The 16903-nt window shown below is 67.2% G+C and carries 8 protein-coding genes and 1 pseudogene; 6 read left to right on the top strand and 3 right to left on the bottom strand.

Features of this window, described 5'->3' with window-relative positions; translation table 11 throughout:
• Window positions 1–21: 21 nt before the first annotated feature.
• Together ACR807_RS06710 and ACR807_RS06705 are read right to left on the bottom strand one after the other, a co-directional pair.
• Entirely contained in the window at window positions 22–2157 is a 2136-nt protein-coding gene (locus ACR807_RS06710; protein ID WP_438920335.1) for an ATP-binding protein, read from the bottom strand.
• Window positions 2158–2236: 79 nt separating this feature from the next.
• On the bottom strand, window positions 2237–5149 hold the full coding sequence (locus tag ACR807_RS06705) for an AfsR/SARP family transcriptional regulator (protein WP_438920334.1): 2913 nt from the start codon (window positions 5147–5149) through the stop codon (window positions 2237–2239).
• A 504-nt stretch (window positions 5150–5653) separates the two neighbouring features.
• On the opposite strand from ACR807_RS06705, the gene cas3 reads away from it, so the two are divergent.
• The 6 genes and pseudogenes from cas3 to cas6e all read left to right on the top strand — a co-directional run bounded on the left by cas3 (window position 5654) and on the right by cas6e (window position 12791).
• On the top strand, window positions 5654–7930 hold the full coding sequence (gene cas3, locus ACR807_RS06700; protein WP_438920333.1) for a CRISPR-associated helicase Cas3': 2277 nt from the start codon (window positions 5654–5656) through the stop codon (window positions 7928–7930).
• Between the two features lie 45 nt (window positions 7931–7975).
• A complete protein-coding gene (gene casA, locus ACR807_RS06695; RefSeq protein WP_438920332.1) occupies window positions 7976–9565 on the top strand; it encodes a type I-E CRISPR-associated protein Cse1/CasA in 1590 nt (529 codons plus the stop codon).
• Window positions 9562–10122 (top strand): type I-E CRISPR-associated protein Cse2/CasB, encoded by a 561-nt coding sequence (gene casB, locus ACR807_RS06690; protein ID WP_438920331.1) that lies wholly within the window; start codon window positions 9562–9564, stop codon window positions 10120–10122. Before casA ends, casB begins: the two co-directional genes overlap by 4 nt.
• A gap of 52 nt (window positions 10123–10174) precedes the next feature.
• Window positions 10175–11287, top strand: a pseudogene (cas7e, locus tag ACR807_RS06685) (type I-E CRISPR-associated protein Cas7/Cse4/CasC); the annotation flags it as partial.
• Between the two features lie 92 nt (window positions 11288–11379).
• A complete protein-coding gene (cas5e, locus tag ACR807_RS06680) occupies window positions 11380–12132 on the top strand; it encodes a type I-E CRISPR-associated protein Cas5/CasD (RefSeq protein WP_438920330.1) in 753 nt (250 codons plus the stop codon).
• Complete coding sequence (gene cas6e / locus ACR807_RS06675) at window positions 12129–12791, top strand: type I-E CRISPR-associated protein Cas6/Cse3/CasE (protein ID WP_438920329.1); 663 nt, start codon at window positions 12129–12131, stop codon at window positions 12789–12791. Before cas5e ends, cas6e begins: the two co-directional genes overlap by 4 nt.
• A 509-nt stretch (window positions 12792–13300) precedes the next feature.
• On the opposite strand, the gene ACR807_RS06670 is transcribed toward cas6e, so the two are convergent.
• Window positions 13301–16147 carry a toll/interleukin-1 receptor domain-containing protein gene (locus ACR807_RS06670; protein WP_438920328.1) on the bottom strand — a complete coding sequence of 949 codons (2847 nt, stop codon included), beginning with the start codon at window positions 16145–16147 and terminating at the stop codon, window positions 13301–13303.
• Between the last annotated feature and the right edge of the window lie 756 nt (window positions 16148–16903).

The raw sequence follows: 16903 nt of genomic DNA, 5'->3' as shown, positions 1-16903 counted from the left end.
ACGGTCCAGTGACGAGCGGACCTACGCGGGAGGCTTCACGGTCCGCAGTCTCCTGCGTAGGTCCTGCGCGCGTGGCTGGTCGAGGTCGGTGAGGATCGCTATCGCTTCGGCCAGGCAGCTCTCGGCGCCGGCCAGGTCACCTTTGTGCTCCAGCGACCTCGACATCGTCTCGAGCACGCTCGCCAGGTGCTGTTGTTCCCCCGCCTCGGCGCGGTGGAGGGCAACAGCACGCCGGCACAGCTCGATAGCGATATCGTGTTCGTCGCTGCCTTGCCGGGCTACAGCGAGGTGGTGCAGGCCGTAGGCGATTCCCGCTGGCGAACCGGCTGTGCGGCGGAACTCCAGTGCGAGTTCGGCGTGCTGCAACGCCTCGTCGAAGCGGCCCCATCGTGCGTGGACGATGCTGAGGTTGGAGTGCACGACGGCTTCGACATAGCCGTTTCGTCGCCCCTTCACCAGCGGCAGAGCCTCACGGAAGTATCTTTCCGCATCGGCGAAGCGCTGTTGGAGTACCCGGGTGCGGCCGAGGCCGGTCAGCGAGTCGCCCAGCAGGCCGTGGTCGGCGAGCCATCGGGCGAGTTCGATCGCCTGATAGTGGTCGACGTCGGATTTCTCCCAGTGGTCGAGTTGCTGACGGGTGTTGGCTCGACGCAGCAGAAACCCTGCTTCGAGGGTCTGATCACCGCAGGCGTGCGCTGCGGTGACCGCCAGCGATTCGGCCCAGACCCGTGTGGGCCAGTAGGAGCGCGGGCGGAAGAACAGGAAGCGCATCGAGGATGCTATGCCCATCGTCGCCTGGTGCAGCCTTCGTTCCGCTGCCTGGCGCAGCGCCGTCTGCAACGTCGTCAGTTCACTGGTCAACCATGTCAAGGCGTGATCGCGATCGGTCAGCGGCAGCGGTGCCGTCGTCTCGCCCGGATCCACTACCAGTGATGGGTTGGCGGGGAACAGCATTCTGTCGGCCGTGATCGCTGTGTGGGCGTACCAGGCGAGTACGTCGGAGACGACGGTGCCGCGTTCGGGTTCGGTCTCGTCGAGGGCCGCGCGGTGTGCGGCGTAAGCGTGCAGGAGGTCGTGCATTCGATACCGCTTGCGTCCGACCGGCTCGACCAGGTGACGCTCCGCCAGCGCTTCCAGGTGCCGGTAGGCGGTGACGACGTTCGTGTCGGTGAGTACCGCCGCGACGTGGACTCCGACTTCGACGCCGGGGTGCAGTCCGAGCCGGCGGAAGGTGCGAGCGTGAGCGGGCGACAAGCGCGCGTAGGACCAGTCGAACACGGTACGGACGGCGCTGCGTTCGTCGTCATGCGCGCTCAAGGCGTCGAGCGGGTCCGAGTTCTCCCGGATGTCGGCAATGGTATCGGCGACACTGCTGTGCGGGCGGACCGCGATGTGCGTGGAGGTGATCCGCAACGCCAGCGGTAATCGGGCGCACACGACTACCAGGGTGTTCACCGCGTCCGTCTCGGCGTCCGCGCGAGTGGCGCCGATGATCGACCGGATCAGGGCGGTGGACTCGGCGAAGGTGAGCAGGCCCAGCGCCACCCGGTGTGTGGAACCGGTGATCGCCAGGCCGGTGAGCGCTGATCGACTGGTCACCACGGCCAGGCAGCCTGCTGCGGCAGGCAGCAGTGGGCGCACTTGGTCGGCGGTGGCGGCGTTGTCGAGCACGACCAGCACGCGTCGACCGGCCACCGAGGACCGGTACAGGGCGGCTTGGCTGTCGGGGTCCGTCGGGATCTGGTCCGCCGGGGTGCCGAGGGCCTGCAGGAATGAGGCCAGCACTCGACCGGGGGCGAGCGGGGAACCGGGACCGTGGCCGCTGAGGTCGGCGAACAGGATCCCATCGGGGAAGTGGCGCTCGACCCGATGTGCCCAGCTCACGGCCAAGGTGGTCTTGCCGACACCGGCCATGCCGGTGACCACCGCCGTCGGTGCCGGGCGCTCGTGCTCCAAGTGGTCCAGGAGGGTGTCCAGCTCGGCGATTTCGCCGACGCGGCCGGTGAAGTCGCCGATGACAGCAGGTATCTGCCGGGCCCTGGGCGGGATGCGGCGTGCCGGTTGCTGTGGCAACACCACTTGGTGGATCGTGGCGGCCTGCACCACCGATCCGCCGACATCACCGACCTCGTTGTGTGTGCTCGTCGCGTCGCTCATGACTCCAGTTTCGCCCGACGAACACCCGAGTCACGGCAGCACCGACCCGCGCCTGCGCAGGACGATCAGCGGCGCGGTGTCAGAGCTGTACCGCGTTCAACCATCGGCGCACCTCCTCGGTCCGGGCGTGTGCTTCCGGATCGGAGAAGTCGACCAAGAGCGCCAGCGCCTCGTTCCACCGCTGCCGTGCCTGCACCGGGCTGCGTTGAGCGTGGTGGATCTCCCCTTGGGCACGCAGCGCCAATGCCTCGCCATAGCGGTCCCCCACCTCGTGGAGGACCTCTACTGCCTGCACGTACGCCTTCATCGCCTCGATGTAGTGACCCTGCTGCCCGTGCACCACGCCGAGTTCGTACAGTCCCTGACCTTCGCCCTGACGGTCTCCGAGATCGCGGTAGAGCCGCAGTGCCTTCTCAAGGCATCCAACGGCGGTTTCTGCCTGGCGCATGATGCCGTGGGCGACGCCGAGGTGGTGCGAGGCGCGCCCCTCGCCATGGCGATCACCCATCCCGCGGAACACCCGTATGGCTTGTTGGTAGCAGAAGACGGACTCCTCGGGTCGCTGCATCTGCCCGTAGGTGGTGCCGAGGTCGTGCCACAGGAGGGCCTCGCCGCGGCGGTCTCCGACGCCGCGTCGGATCGCCATAGCTCGACGGTAACAAGCGATGGCGTCATCGAACCGACGTGTCTTGCGATGGACGTCTCCGAGGTCGGTGAGGACTCGTGCTTCCCCGGGACGGTCTCCGATTTCCTGGGCGATCAGCTGGGCCTGCCGATAGTGGCCGACCGCGTCCGCGAACTGTCGGGCATCCGTCAGCGCACGGCCCAGGTTGCTGTGTGCTGTGCGCTGCGCGTGTCGGTCGGAGGTGCGCTGTGCCGCATGGAGGGCCGTTGTGCCCAGCGCGATCCATTCCTCCGAGTACCGTCGGAGCTCGTGGTACCCGGCGAGGTGCGCGGCGATGTCGAGGACGAGCGCGTCGTGGACCTCTGTCGCACGGTCGACCGTCGCGGCCAGGGTGCTGTGCTGGATGTCGAGCCAGTCCAGCGCTTCACGCCGACTGGAGAACCTGTTCGGTCCGGCTACTGGAGCACCGTGCGCGTCGAGTCGATCACTTGCGGCGCGTGTGGCCGCAGCGTACTCGTTGACGAGGCGGGCGAAGGCATCGTCGCGTTCGGTCTCGGAATCATCGGACTCGACGAGCTGTCGAGCGTAGAGGGCGATCAGATCGTGAAAGCGCCACCAATCGTAGTCGATGCCGTCCTCCAGAAGGTGGGCGCGGCGTAGTTCGTGCAGCAGGTTACGGGTTTCTCCCAGCGGTTGGCCGCTGAGGGCGGCGGCAGCGCTGCTGCCGGTCTGCACACCGGGGTTGAGCGCCAGCAGCCGGAACATCCGGGCGGTGCGGGGCTGCAGTTTGTCGTAGGACAGGGTGAAGGCGACCACGACCGAGGATGTGCTGTCGCGGGAGAGGGTACCGAGACGCTGTCCGGCATCGGTGAGGTCTTCGGCGAGCTGCTTTACCGACAGCGCAGGGGCCTCGACCAGTCTCGCGGCGCTGATGTAAAGGGCCAGGGGGAGAAACCCGCACAGCGTCACGACTTTCGCGGCGTCCTGCGCGGATCTGGCGATCCGGTCGTCTCCTGGACGGGCGCGGCGCAGGTGTTGGTCCAGTTGCTTTATTGCAATTTCCGTCGATGGAAGATCGACCGGAATCGGTCGCAGGTTGACGCGCGAATTGCCCAGTATGCTACGAGATGTGACCAACAGTTTGTGAGGCGGTGAGTCAGGCAGTAGAAGCTCGACTTGCTCGGTGTAGGCCGCGTTGTCGGCGACGATCAGGATCCGTCTCTCCGCTTGGGCATGACGATTCAGTGTCTCTCGGTACAACACGACGTAGTTGTGTCGCATCCCGGCTGGTTGATCGCTCAACACACTCATCTGCCGCAGGAGCGCGGGCACCGTGTCCTCCGGGAGGATCGGGAACGGTGAATAGCCTTGGAGGTCCAGGAACAGCACATCGGTGAACCTGGACCGCTTGAGCGCCTCGTGAGCGACGTGGATGGCCAGGGAGGTCTTGCCCACGCCGGGCAGGCCCGTCAGTACCGGCGCAGGTGCGGGATCACTGTCTTCCAGTAGGAGCACCAACTCTTCGACCTGCGCTTCACGTCCGACCAGCAACGGCCGAGCGGGCAGTGTCACCACCCCACCCCTTGAGTCGAGAGGGGCAGGAGTGTTCAGCGAAGGGTCATCGGCTTTGATGCGGTCGCGCAGGTTCCGGAGTTCGGTACCCGGCTCGCCGCGGTCCGACCCGCGCAGGAGGGCTTCGAACTTGTCGTAGACGGACACAGCCTCGCCACGTTGTCCGACCCGGTGCAGAGCCTCCATCCGGAACTCCACCAGCGCCTTGTCGAAGGGCCGGCGAGCCAGCGGCTCACTGATCTCGTCCAGCACGCGCTGTGGATGTCCCTGCTCAAGGTAGGCGGAGATCAGCAGCTGCCATGCGTTGCTCCACTGTAGCTCCAGTGCCTCGCGGGATGCGCTCACCCAACTGTTGTCCCCCAGTCCCTGCAGCGCCACCCCCCGCCACTCGGTGAGTGCCGCACGTGCCGCGTCCGCGACGCGTTGCGACGAGTCCTCACGGCGAGCGATGTCCAGGTGCCGCTGAAACCTCACGTGATCCACCCGGTCCGGATCGACTTTGAGGACGACGGCCTCGTCGGTCGACTCGATTCGGGCCGCGCCGTCGCCGTGGGTCTCCAACGCCCGGCGCAGGCTACGACGGTACTTGCCGAAATCCCGGCGGTAGTCGCCGATCTTGACCTGCGGCGGGGCGTCGACCTCCCACATCCTGCTGATCAACGACCTTACCGAGACCCACTGGTTTGGCTTTATCAGCAGGGCCGCCAGCAGCATCCGGTCCAACCGGGCACGTAGCGCGACAGGCCGGTCGTCACCGTCACGGATCTCGACGGGCCCCAGGACACGTAGGTCCACCGACAGCTCCTCCTGTAGTGAACGACCGTCTCACGATAGGGGTGATCCGACCGAATCCACCAGTGAAAAATGTTTTCACGAGAACAGGTGAACTATCCGCAATAAGACGGAATACGTCTGCCTTCGATCCGCTATGGTCGGCAATCGCAAGCAGCGCAGGAGCACGACGCCCACCGTCGAATGGTCCGAACACACCATGCATGGTCTCGATATAGCCCCCCGCACCAGAGGACCACACACCGGCCGCAGTATCGGCCACGACCGGTGATGCACACTCCCGTATTGGCGGGGAAGTAACTGCCGCACGCCTGCGCGCGAAACAACCAAGCGGTACACCCCCGCCTGCACGGGGATCCACGACCGGCGTTGACCATGCCGTGCATCGAACAGCCACAACCTACCATCCTGCCCTCCGCGGTGACACCTGCGCGACCATCTGGATCTTCCAGTCGATCGAACCGTTCGAGCACGACCAAGCTTGGCTGTTTGAGGAGCTGTCCAGCGATGCGGACCATGTGGACGATGTGGAGCATTAAACGCGGACTGACCACGCCCTATTTGCTGATCCACCATTTGATCGACACCGCGGCAGCCATGGTCGCGCTGTGGGATGTGCACGTATCGGCCGGTTTGCGCTCCTGGCTCGCCGAGGAATTGCGCACAAGCGAGGACCAGGCAGGCAGGTTCATCGCCCTGCTCGCGGGTCTGCACGACATCGGCGCGGCCACTCCGTGCTATCAGGACGATGTGGCCCCCGCTTCGCCGGACTGGATCGGCCACGACGAAGCCGGGTACTTGGCGCTGCCGACCCTGCTGGCCTCTCCCGACTCCACCGAGCCGTTCCAGGCATCGGTGGCGTACCGGATCGGCCAACTGATCGGCGGACATCACGGCGTGTTCCACACCACCGACCTGAGAAGAGTCGAGCGCCCGCTCAAGCTGGAGCCACGCTTGGGCGACGAATCCTGGCACCGGGCTCGGGCCGACATCGTCATGTTGATCACCAACCTGGTCGCCGACCAGCCGCTGCCCGAACGGCTCCCCGCGGTCGCGGCCTCGGTGCTCGCCGGAATGGTCGCCACCGCCGACTGGCTGGCCTGCGACACGGCGGAGTTCATCCCCGCTCAGCAGGCCGACGCACCCGACGACCTGGAGGACCGCTTCGAGTACACGCAGACGGTCATGCGCGCACGGGTGATCGCCGCCGGACTGCGGGCTCCGCAGTTCCCCGATGCGGCTTCCAGCACCGAGGTATGGGGCATCGAACCAACCCCGTTGCAACGCTCGATCGCCGAGGAATTGATCCCGGTCATGGACGAGGCGGGCCTGTTGCTCATCACCACGCCCCCGGGTACCGGCAAGACGAGAGCCTCGTTGCTCGCCGGGCACGCGCTCGGCATCGCCACCGGCCGTCCGGGGATGTTCTACGGAGCGGCGACCACGATGACGGCGCACGAACCGCGGGCTCAGCTCCAAACCTTCACCTCCGCCATCACAGCCGAATCCGTTGCGGTGCCGCTGATCTACGCGGGGGCCACCGTTCCAGGGGTCGGTGGCCGACCGGGCGAGGCGGAGCGGTCGCATGACGTCGACACGTCCCTGTTGGCTCCCGTGTGCGTCGGTGGCGTCGACCAGGCGTTGCTGGCCACGGTGAAAGCGCGTCACAACATGCTGCGCATGTACGGCCTGGCCAACAAGACGCTCATCTTGGACGAGGTGCACGCGCTCACCACGCACCAGCGCGAACTGCTGTCCGTGCTCCTGTCGTGGTGCGGTCGCATAGGCGTGGGCGTGGTCCTGATGTCGGCCACCCTGCCCGTCCCATTCCGGCAGCAGTACGTCACGGCGTACCGGGAAGGTGCCGGCGTCAGCGAACCCGCCACGCCCGACATCCCCGGCCCCGGATGGAGCTTCATCGGCCGCTCCGGCCGGATCCTGCAACCGTCGAGCGAGGCACGCCACACGATGACGGCCCTACGCTCGCCACTTCCCAGGCTTCAACTATGCCTGTCCTCTGGCCCGCAGGAGCGTGAGGCGGAGATCGAACGATACGCGCGCCAAGCCGCCCAGGCGGGCGGGTCCATCGCCGTCGTGTGCAACACCGTCGCCGATGCCGAGGACACTTTCCAGGGTCTGAAGCGGACACGACTCCCCCATGTCGATCTTCTCTTTCTGCACTCCGACCTTCCCGACGAGCAGCGGCACCGCATCACCGCGGACCTGACCGCATCGTTCGATCACGACCACGGTCAACGAGCACCGTCGGTCGTGGTGGCGGATCAGTCGCTGGACAGCCTGGATCTGGACTTCGACCTCGTCCTCAGCGACCTGGCGCCGATCGCGACGCTGGTGTTACGCCTGGGCAGGTGCTGGAGGCGCGACCGGAAGCACCCCGACGGCTCCCCTGACCGCCCCACATGGGCCACCGAGCCGCGACTGGTCGTCCTGAGCCCCGCCGAGCTTCCACGCGAGGATCCCGAGCCGACGCGATGGCGCACTGCGCACGCCCGCTACGAAATCGCCGCGACCCATCACATCCTGACCGTCATGGACCCGAGCCTGCCGTTCCCCGCCGACATCGATCGCCTGGTGCGACACGTACACGCCGCCGATCCCGCTCAACTCGACGGTGAATTGCTGCAGCTGTGGAGCAGGCAGCACGCGTCGGACCGGGCGCAGGTCCACCGTGCCGGGATCACCGGAATCCGCTACGCCCACCAGGCGAACGACCTCGCCGACCTGACCAGCCCTCTATCCCCCACCCCGCTCGCCACGACGTGACGGTGGTCCGCAACCCGATCCCGCCCACAGCCGGAAAGGTCATCAATGCCACGACCCTCCTATCCCGTCGACAGCAGGCCCTGGATACCCGTGGTCGACCTCGACGGCGAACACGACATGCTGTCCCTGCGTGACCTCATGGAGAAGGCGCACCTGTTGCGCGATATCGCCGTCACGGCACCGCCCGCGGCCGCGGCGCTGATGCGGCTGCTGTACGTGATCGCGGCACGCGTCACCGGACTCGACAGACTGGACCCTCCAGCCACCACGAACCAGCCCGACGCGCCGGAGGAATGGCTTACCAGAAGGGCAAAGGAGGCCCTCGTCGGCCACTTCCGCCCGGACTCCGTCCGGCAGTACTTCGACCGCCACGCCGGCCGATGGGACCTCTTCTCACGGCATGCTCCGTGGATGCAGGACCCGCGGTTACGCGATGAGTCCAAACCCATCGGCGTCAACCGATTCGACCCCACCCGCCCCAACGACAACTCCCAGGTCTGGTTCCGGCACACCCATCACGACCGCGCCACCCCCATACCCACCCCTCAGGCGATCCTGTGGCTGTTGATGCACCACCAGTACGGAGCCGGAGGCGGCGGTGGCACCCGCACCGTCGAGACAACAACGGTCGACGGATCCGTGCGCAGAGCCTCCGACCAGTACATGTCCTCCGGCCCTCTGCGCGCCATCCTGACGTTCTACCCACTCGGGCACACGTTGTTCGAGTCGCTCATCGCCGGACTGCCTGACCCGACCAGCCCACCGGAGGCAGGCGAGGACGCCGCTCCATGGGAACGAACGGAACTTTCGGACCCCCTGGCCCCGCCACCTCAGATGACCGCTCCCGCAGGTCTGCTGATCGGACGCAGCCGCCACGCGCTGCTGCTGCACCCCGACGTCACCGGTGACAACGTCGTCGACGCACGCCTCACATGGGGTTTCAAAGAACCCCATCCCCCCGTACTGCGCCATGACCCGTACGTGATCGTCGATCGCGACAGCGGCGAGGGCGAGTGGCACCCGCGGCGAACAAACGCCGAACGCGCCCTGTGGCGCGATCTCGACGCGCTGCTGGCCGACTCCGATCGGCACCTACGACCGGAGATCATCAGAACGATGCGGTCCCTCCCCGCGCACATCCGCGATGAACTCGTGGTCCGCGCCTACGGGGTCGACCAAGACCGACAAGCCACCGACAAACAGTGGATCACCGCCACCACGCCCACGTTGTTCGGCTGGCTGTTCGAGGAAGACCCGACGAAATTCCGAGGTGCCGAACTGCTGCGCACCGCGGCCGACACGGTGGCTGGTTCGCTGCGGTTCACGTTGAAGCAAGGCTACCGGTCCCTGGCGGTAGCGGGTTCTCGACCGGACAAGAAAGACGTGCCGTGGGTGACCTCCGCCATGGCGCACTACTGGCCGCACGCACAAGACCTGTTCTGGGACAGGTTTCTCGACGAGGACTTCACCGAGCCGCACCGCGCGTACACCGCAATCGCCGTGGACGCGCTGCGCTTCGCCACGGACCACGAAGCCCACCACACGGCAGTCGCCCGCGCCCAGGCGGACATGACTCGCTTCCTGCGTCGTGTCGCAGCGAAAAAGGAACCCCGGACAGACAGGACACCTACATGATCCCCAAAGCGACACTGGCCGATTTTACACCGCGCATGGCCATGTACTCCGCGTCCAACCCGGAGATCAGATCGGCGCTGCGCTCCGGGCTGGGCAAACCGGTCGACCGCTGCGACCACATGCACGGTCACCTCGCGCACTGGCTGAACGCCGAACGTGGGGGAACCCGGATCGACGATCACGATCAGCGCTGCCTGTACACCATCGCCTCCCTGATCGCCCACACCCCCGAAGGCGCCATCCCGGACGTGCGGCCGGGAAATCTCGGAGCGACCCTCGCCGTCGCCACCCGCCGCGGGATCCTCGCCGCCGCCACGACAGCACGTTCGGTCGAACGGCTCGGCAAGCAGCCGTCCGAGACCGTCTGCCGAAGCCTCGTCCATATCGTGGTTCCACTGCGCAGCAACCGCATCCCGGTCGACTTCACGGTCCTGCTCGAGGACCTTCTCGCCTGGCCGCACAGCCAGCACCGCGTGCGCAAGAACTGGTTGCAGAGCTACCACATCGGCCTGGACAAAGAGGACGAGCCCTCTCCACCCGACAGCAACCAGGACTGATCGGCCAAGACCTCCCACGCAGCACCAATCCCGCTCACCGAAGGACATCACCATGCACGTGGACATCCACGCACTGCAAACAGTCCCTTACAGCAATCTCAACCGCGACGCCCAGGGGGCACCCAAGGAGACCGTGTACGGAGGCAAGACCCGCACCAGGGTATCCAGTCAATCCTGGAAGCGCGCAGTGCGCCTGAAGATGGAACAGCAATTCGGCGACCCGACCATCCGCACCCGTCAGGTCGCCGGAGCGGTCCGAGACGCCCTGGTCGAACAGGACTGGGACGACGACACCGCACGTAAAGCAGGACGCGCGGTGATGTTCAGCGCGGACACCATCGCCAAACGGTCCAAGGACAAGGACGGCGGTGTCACACCCGACGACCACACCGACCTGTCAAAGGTCTTGTTCTGGATTCCGAAGGCCGCCATCGCGGAGCTGGCCGGACTGTGCCAGGAGCACCGCGGCGTCATCGCAGCGACCACACTCCCGACCGGCGAAGACAGCGGCAACGGTGCCGACACCGGCAAGAACAGCGCCGGTAAAGCCAAGCGCACCAAGGCGGACAGGAACAAAGCCGAGATCATCCTGCCGCCCGCCGAGGTCGACCAGATCCTGCGCCGCCGCTCGCCCACGATCAACCTGTTCGGCCGGATGCTGGCGGAGATGCCCGGACACGGAGTGGACGGTGCCACGCTGTTCGCGCACGCGTTCACCACGCACGAAACAGCGGTCGACTTCGACTTCTTCACCGCAGTGGACGACATTACGGCCGAGGATTCCACCGGCTCAGGACACCTGGCGACCGCCGAGTTCGCCTCGGGGGTGTTCTACCGCTACAGCAGCGTCAACATCAGCGACCTGGCCACGAACGTGGGCACCATGGACGACGCACTGACCACCCTCGGCGCCTACCTCAGCGCGTTCTGCTCCGCGATCCCCAGCGGTAAGCAGAAGACCACCGCCGCGGTAACGGTACCCGAACTGGTCCACATCGCCGTACGCCACCAGCCGTTGTCGCTCGCCGGTGCGTTCGAGAAACCCGTCCGCAGCGCTGTGGACGGAGGACACGCCGAACCTTCACGACGGCTGCTCGCCGAATACGCCGCGCGGCTGCACCGCTTCATCGGCCACGACGGACTTGTCTGGCACGGCCACGCCAGCATCGACGAGTACGACTACAGCCCGCTGGGCGAGCGCAGCGACACCCTCCACGACCTGATCGCCACCGCGATGACCCGGACCGGTAACGCCGCATGAGCGCACTGCTACTACGCATCGGTGGCCCGATGCAGTCATGGGGCACCCACTCCACCTGGAACGAGCGCGATACCAACACCTACCCCACCCGATCCGCGCTGATCGGGATGATCGCCGCCGCGCGCGGCGAGCCTCGGGGAACCGACCTGTCCCACTACCGGACACTGCGCATCGGCGTCCGGATCGATCGGCCCGGCCACCGCTTGGTCGATTTCCACACCGTCGGAGGAGGACGCTCCGCCGCGCAGACCGTCCCGACATCGAACGGAAGCCGCAGACCCCAGGGCGAAGGCACCATCGTCAGCAACCGCCACTACCTGACAGACGCGGTCTTCACCGTCGCACTCACCGCCGACGACGACCTGCTCGACATGGCCGAATCCGGACTGCGCCATCCCCACTGGGCCGGGTTCCTCGGACGTCGATCATGCCCACCCGACGGTCCCCTGATCCTCGCGCGGATCGACCACCCGCAGGAGTGGCTGCACGCGAAGCTGCCCCTCGCGCGTCGCCGTCACTGGAACACCGACAACGTCGCCGTCGACTTCATCACCGACATCCCCCCGGCCGGAGCACCGACCCGGACCGAGGAGATCCCCGACGTCCCGATCTCCTTCGACGAGATCAACCCCTCCTACCGCACACGCACCGTCCACCACTACCGACGTCACATGCCCGCCACACTGTGCGCCGGATACGGCACCGAGTACCTACAGGCCCTCGAACACGCCTTGAAGGGTGCCTCATGACCACGACTCTTGCCACCGTCACCACCCTGACCAGGCTCCGACTGAGCCCCTACCACCTGTCCACCGCAAGCGATGTCGCCGACATCCACGTCATGCACCAACGAGTGATGCGGATGTTCCCCCAAGCCACCACTCCACACCCCCGGGCAGAACACAACGTCCTCTTCCGCATCGTGCGGATGCCCACCAACACCATCGTGCTGGTGCAGGCGACGACTCGCCCGACTCCGGACCTCCTACCCACCGGCTACGCAGCTGCCGACACGATCGACCTCACCCCTCTGCTGGACCGACTCGACCACGGAACCCGCGTCCGCTACCGGATCGTGGCCAATGCCACCGCAATACACACCACGGAACCGGGCAAGAAGCGACGCCTCTGGCTTCACGACGAGGAAGCGATCCAGTGGTGGCAGCGCCGTGCTAACCAAGCAGGTCTGGCGGTGCAACACACCCGCCTGACCCAGGAGACCCTCCTGACAGGAGCCCGACCGAAGTCCGCCGGAGGGCAACGCCTGCACCACGGTGCCTCCCAGTTCGACGGCATCGCGGTCATCAACGACCCGGACGCCATCCGGAGGGCCGTGACCACCGGAATCGGACGCGCGCGATCGTACGGGTGCGGTCTGCTCACCCTTGCGCTGTGCGCCCCTCGGTGAGCCGTAACAGGCCACCTGGAGCATGGCTTGAATCGCAGTCGCATCCGTACAAATGGGACAGTCCACAAGGCCACGCCGCCATGGCTCCTCATGAGAGTCTCCCCCACGCAGCGGGGTGATCCGTGGATGAGCTGGCACATCCACCCGCGCGAGCAAGGGGTGGTCCAAACGCCGCCGCCCAATCGATTCCGGCATACCAATCTTCTGCGCGAGCAGGGGTGATCCGCGGGCCCGGTCGACGATGGACTGGGCCGGGCGGTCTTCCCCGCGCGAGCGAGGGTGGTCCCCTGGGGTTCTGCTACCCGGCTGAGGCGTACGAGTGCTCCCCACGCGAGCGGGAGTGGTCCGCACCTGCTCGGCAAGCCAGTCGTCTCGGTGTAGTGCTCCCCGCGCGAGCGGGGGTCCGCGCGACCCGTCGACCGGAGAGTACGTGGTCGAGTCTTCCCCACGCGAGCGGGGATGGGTTCCGGAGCGAGCCAGCGAGCCTCTGAGATCCGCAACGAGTTCCGCTAGCAGATCTGCCGGAACGGCAGGTCAGGAACGTAGCGAGTCCATTCCTCTTCCGTCATCGACCGCCCGGCGGCGGCACACAGGGACGCTTCGACGTCTGTGGTATATCCGACGTCCCACAGGCGCACCGCGCCGTCGACTCCGCCGCTGGCCACGGTGCGGCCGTCAGGGGCGAAGGCGACCGTGCGGACGGGAAGCCTGTGTCCCATCGGTGGTTGACTGACCTGACGCCTCGAATCCAGGTCCCACAGGCGCACGGTCGCATCCGCGCTCCCACTGACCAGCAATCGGCTGTCCAGGCTGAACGCGACCGCGCTGACAGCACCCGTGTGGCCCAACAGCGGATCTCCGACGACCTCTCCCGTGTCCACGTCGGACAGCCGGATCACACCTCCGCCGCCCGTCGTGGCCACCAAGCGGCCGTTCGGGCTGAACGCCAGAGGTACGGCTCCGGTATCCGGCAGGGCGAGCTCTCCGATACGCCGCCGGGTCCCGACATCCCACACCTCGATCTTCCCCCCGTCCCGCTGCGCGGCTAACCGGTTGCCGTCCTGGCTGAAGACGACCGACAGCGCCTTGGCCCCGTCCAGCGAGGCAATCTGCTGACGTCGCGCAACGTCCCACAGCCGCAGGTCGTCGTCGTCGAACACCGCCAAGGTCGTGCCGGTCGGGTCGAGGGTCGCCGATGCGGCGGGACCGATGGTGGCATCCCCGGTGACGTCGCGATCGCGGAGCGTCCAGATCCGCAGGTGGCCTTTGTCCTGGTCGTCCTTGTGGTCCGTGCCGTGGACCAGCGCCGTGCCGTCGGCGGTGACCACGACCGAACGCGGATAGCCCACGATCTGTGGCTGCTCGCTGTCCACGACGGCTCGCGTTCCGACGTCCCACCACGTGACCACGGGCTTTCCGTTGATTCGTCTGACGTTCCCGGCCTCGCAAATTCCCAGGCACTGGGCGTTCCCGTTCGGGTCGTCGGCTCCCCACTCCCCCAGGCTCGCCGCCACCAGCGAACGGCTGTCCGGCGTGAAGGCCACCGATGCCACCTGCCCGATGTCCGCGGTGCGCGGTGCGGCGGAGCGGACGTGCGCGGTGACGTCCCACAGGCGGACCGTGCCGTCGCCGCCGCCACTGGCCATCAGTCTCCGGTCGGGGCTGAAGGCGAGCGAGACCACCGACCGTGAGTGGCCGGCCAGCGCGGGCCCGTGTTGCCGGCGTTCGTCGACGTCCCAGAAGCGGATGGTGCCGTCGTGGCCGCCGGTGGCCAGCAGGCTGCTGTCGGCGGCGAACGCGGCGGCAACGGTGCTGATGCTGTCGTTGGGCTGACTGCGTCCACCGACGAGGGTTCCGTGCCGGTCGGGGTTCGCGGCGTCCCATACGGTCACCGAGCCGTCCAAGGCCACGGTCGCGGCGATCTCGCCGTCTGGTGCGACCGTCGCCGAGGGCGACAAGAACGCCGCCGATTGCGTGGGCAATGCCGAGAAGGCGGAGAGTTGGCGTTGCTCGGCGACGTCCCAGAAGCGGGCGGTGCCGTCGATGGACGCGCTCATCAGGGTCCGGCCGTCCGGCCTGAACGCGACCGACGGCCCGAGCATGGCGATCGGGTGGTGCTCGTGCCCCGCCAGTTGCCCGAGAGGCCGACGTGACGCCACATCCCACAACCGGATCGTGCCGGAGTCGCAGCCGGTGGCGAGAATCGAGCCGTCCGGGCTGAGCGCGATCGGAGGCGCGAAGGGGATGGGGATCGACCTCGGGCCTTGGCCGCAATTGATCGTCTCACCCTTGCGCTTACCCGTTGCGATATCCCAGAAGGTCACCGAGTCGGACTCGTCCGCGGTGATCAGCATGCCGCCGTCCGGGCTGAACAACAGCGAGCGGACCGGTTCGCCGTCCTCCCCGAGCCGCCGCTTCTCGGTACGGGTCGCCACGTCCCACAGGCGAACGGACTCGTCGGCGGTCGCCAGGAGTCCGCCGTCCGGGCTGAACGCCACGGCGTTGCCCCCGGTGTCGAGGACGAACACCCCGGGACGTCCCGCGGCCTGGTACATGCCGGCCCTGGCCTCGGGAGTCGCTCTCACGCGCCAGGCGGTCAAGGCGAGCAGCCTGGACAGCGCGGGGTCCGCGTCACCGAGGCGTTCGGCACGTCCGGCCAGCTCGCGGGACAAGGACCGGTCACGCTGCTGCTCGACCTCACCGCGTTGCCACAGCGCCACTCCGGCGAGGACCAGCACCAGGCTCATGAGAGCGGCGAGCAGGGACACGGCCGTGTTGCGCACGCGTGTCGTGGCGCGGTGGCGGCGGACGTCCTCGCTGTCCAACTCGTCCTTCGGAAGGCCGTGCAGCGGAGCGGCGACCGATGTGACGACCGAACGGAACCGGCTGTGGCGCAACGACAACTCGTCATCCGACCCTGCCCAGGCCAGGTCTGCCCACAGCGGTTCCGCGGGGAACCAACCCGCCAGGTCGCGCGGTAGTGCGTCGGTTGCGTCCCAGTCGAAGTCGTCGTCTCCCCAGGCGATCGCGCCACCGGCCCGAACGATCAGGAAGGTCTCCGGTTCTCGGTGCTCACGCCAGTAGCGCACCTCGCGGGCGACCCACTCCGAGCCGGCCGCGTTCGGGGACGCCACGAGCACGAAGTAGCGCGACCGCCGCAGGGCTGACACGATCAACTCGGGCAGGTTGGCCCCCGCGGGCAGGCTCTCCTCATCGCGGAACACCCACAGCGCGCGACGGCGATACCACGGACGGGCGAGGTTGTGCAGACCATCGCGCAGCGCCAAGGCCACCCGGTGATCGACGTGGCTGTAGGACAGGAACGCGTCGAGCATCGGATCGACATTTCGGTCCATACCCGTTAAGCATAGTCACGGATCATCCGCACGGCCGAGCCGACGAACATCGACCCAACCTCAGACCGGGAAACCCGCATATTTGCGGCGATCACAAAACCCGGATAGTTGAGGTGACATCTCCATGAAGGGAGACAGCTACCGACTCAAGGACCGCGACCTCGGCCGGGTCCCACCGGCCGCCAACACCAACGATTAGACCGACAACCACCCAAGGGGGTCAGATTTCATCCGACCACCGGGGGTCAATGTTCCGGCGTCGTTGACAGTTGCCCGCCAACCACTCCGAGACCATCCGGGTTCTCCCCGCGCGAGCGGGGGTGGTCCCGCAGCGAGTTCGTCGGGGTGCGGCGGGGCGGGGTTCTCCCCGCGCGAGCGGGGGTGGTCCCGCGTCAGGAAGCTCACCCGGACTCACCACCCTGTTCTCCCCGCGCGAGCGGGGGTGGTCCGAGGGCGCGGGCGCCGTCGCTGGTGGGCGTCAGGTTCTCCCCGCGCGAGCGGGGGTGGTCCGGGCGTGGGGGAGCGCTACGACAAGTTCACCGCGTGCTCCCCGCGCGAGCGGGGGGTGGTCCCATCCCGCGTCGGCCCGTGGTTGCACCACGGTTCGTGCCCACCGCGCGAGCAGGAGTGGTCCCTCCGCCGCGATGGCGAGCCCGAGACCGGTCCTGCGCTCCCCGCGCAAGCGAGAGTGGTTCGACGAGGAGCTGGACTACGACACCGTCGTAGCCATGCTCCCCGCGCGAGCGGAGATGGTCC

The sequence above is a fragment of the Saccharothrix sabaoui genome (assembly GCF_051756985.1).
In the GTDB taxonomy this organism is placed as follows: Bacteria; Actinomycetota; Actinomycetes; order Mycobacteriales; family Pseudonocardiaceae; genus Actinosynnema.
Note: the sequence above shows the minus strand (reverse complement) of the source record. Positions and strands in the feature narration are given on the sequence as shown.

Bases quoted from the DNA above. Each gene is read 5' to 3' on its own strand.
- ACR807_RS06670 (WP_438920328.1), bottom strand. From the start codon at position 16,147: ATGGACCGAAATGTCGATCCGATGCTCGACGCGTTCCTGTCCTACAGC.
- casB (WP_438920331.1), top strand. From the start codon at position 9,562: ATGATCCCCAAAGCGACACTGGCCGATTTTACACCGCGCATGGCCATG.
- cas3 (WP_438920333.1), top strand. From the start codon at position 5,654: ATGCGGACCATGTGGACGATGTGGAGCATTAAACGCGGACTGACCACG.
- cas5e (WP_438920330.1), top strand. From the start codon at position 11,380: ATGAGCGCACTGCTACTACGCATCGGTGGCCCGATGCAGTCATGGGGC.
- casA (WP_438920332.1), top strand. From the start codon at position 7,976: ATGCCACGACCCTCCTATCCCGTCGACAGCAGGCCCTGGATACCCGTG.
- ACR807_RS06710 (WP_438920335.1), bottom strand. From the start codon at position 2,157: ATGAGCGACGCGACGAGCACACACAACGAGGTCGGTGATGTCGGCGGA.
- cas6e (WP_438920329.1), top strand. From the start codon at position 12,129: ATGACCACGACTCTTGCCACCGTCACCACCCTGACCAGGCTCCGACTG.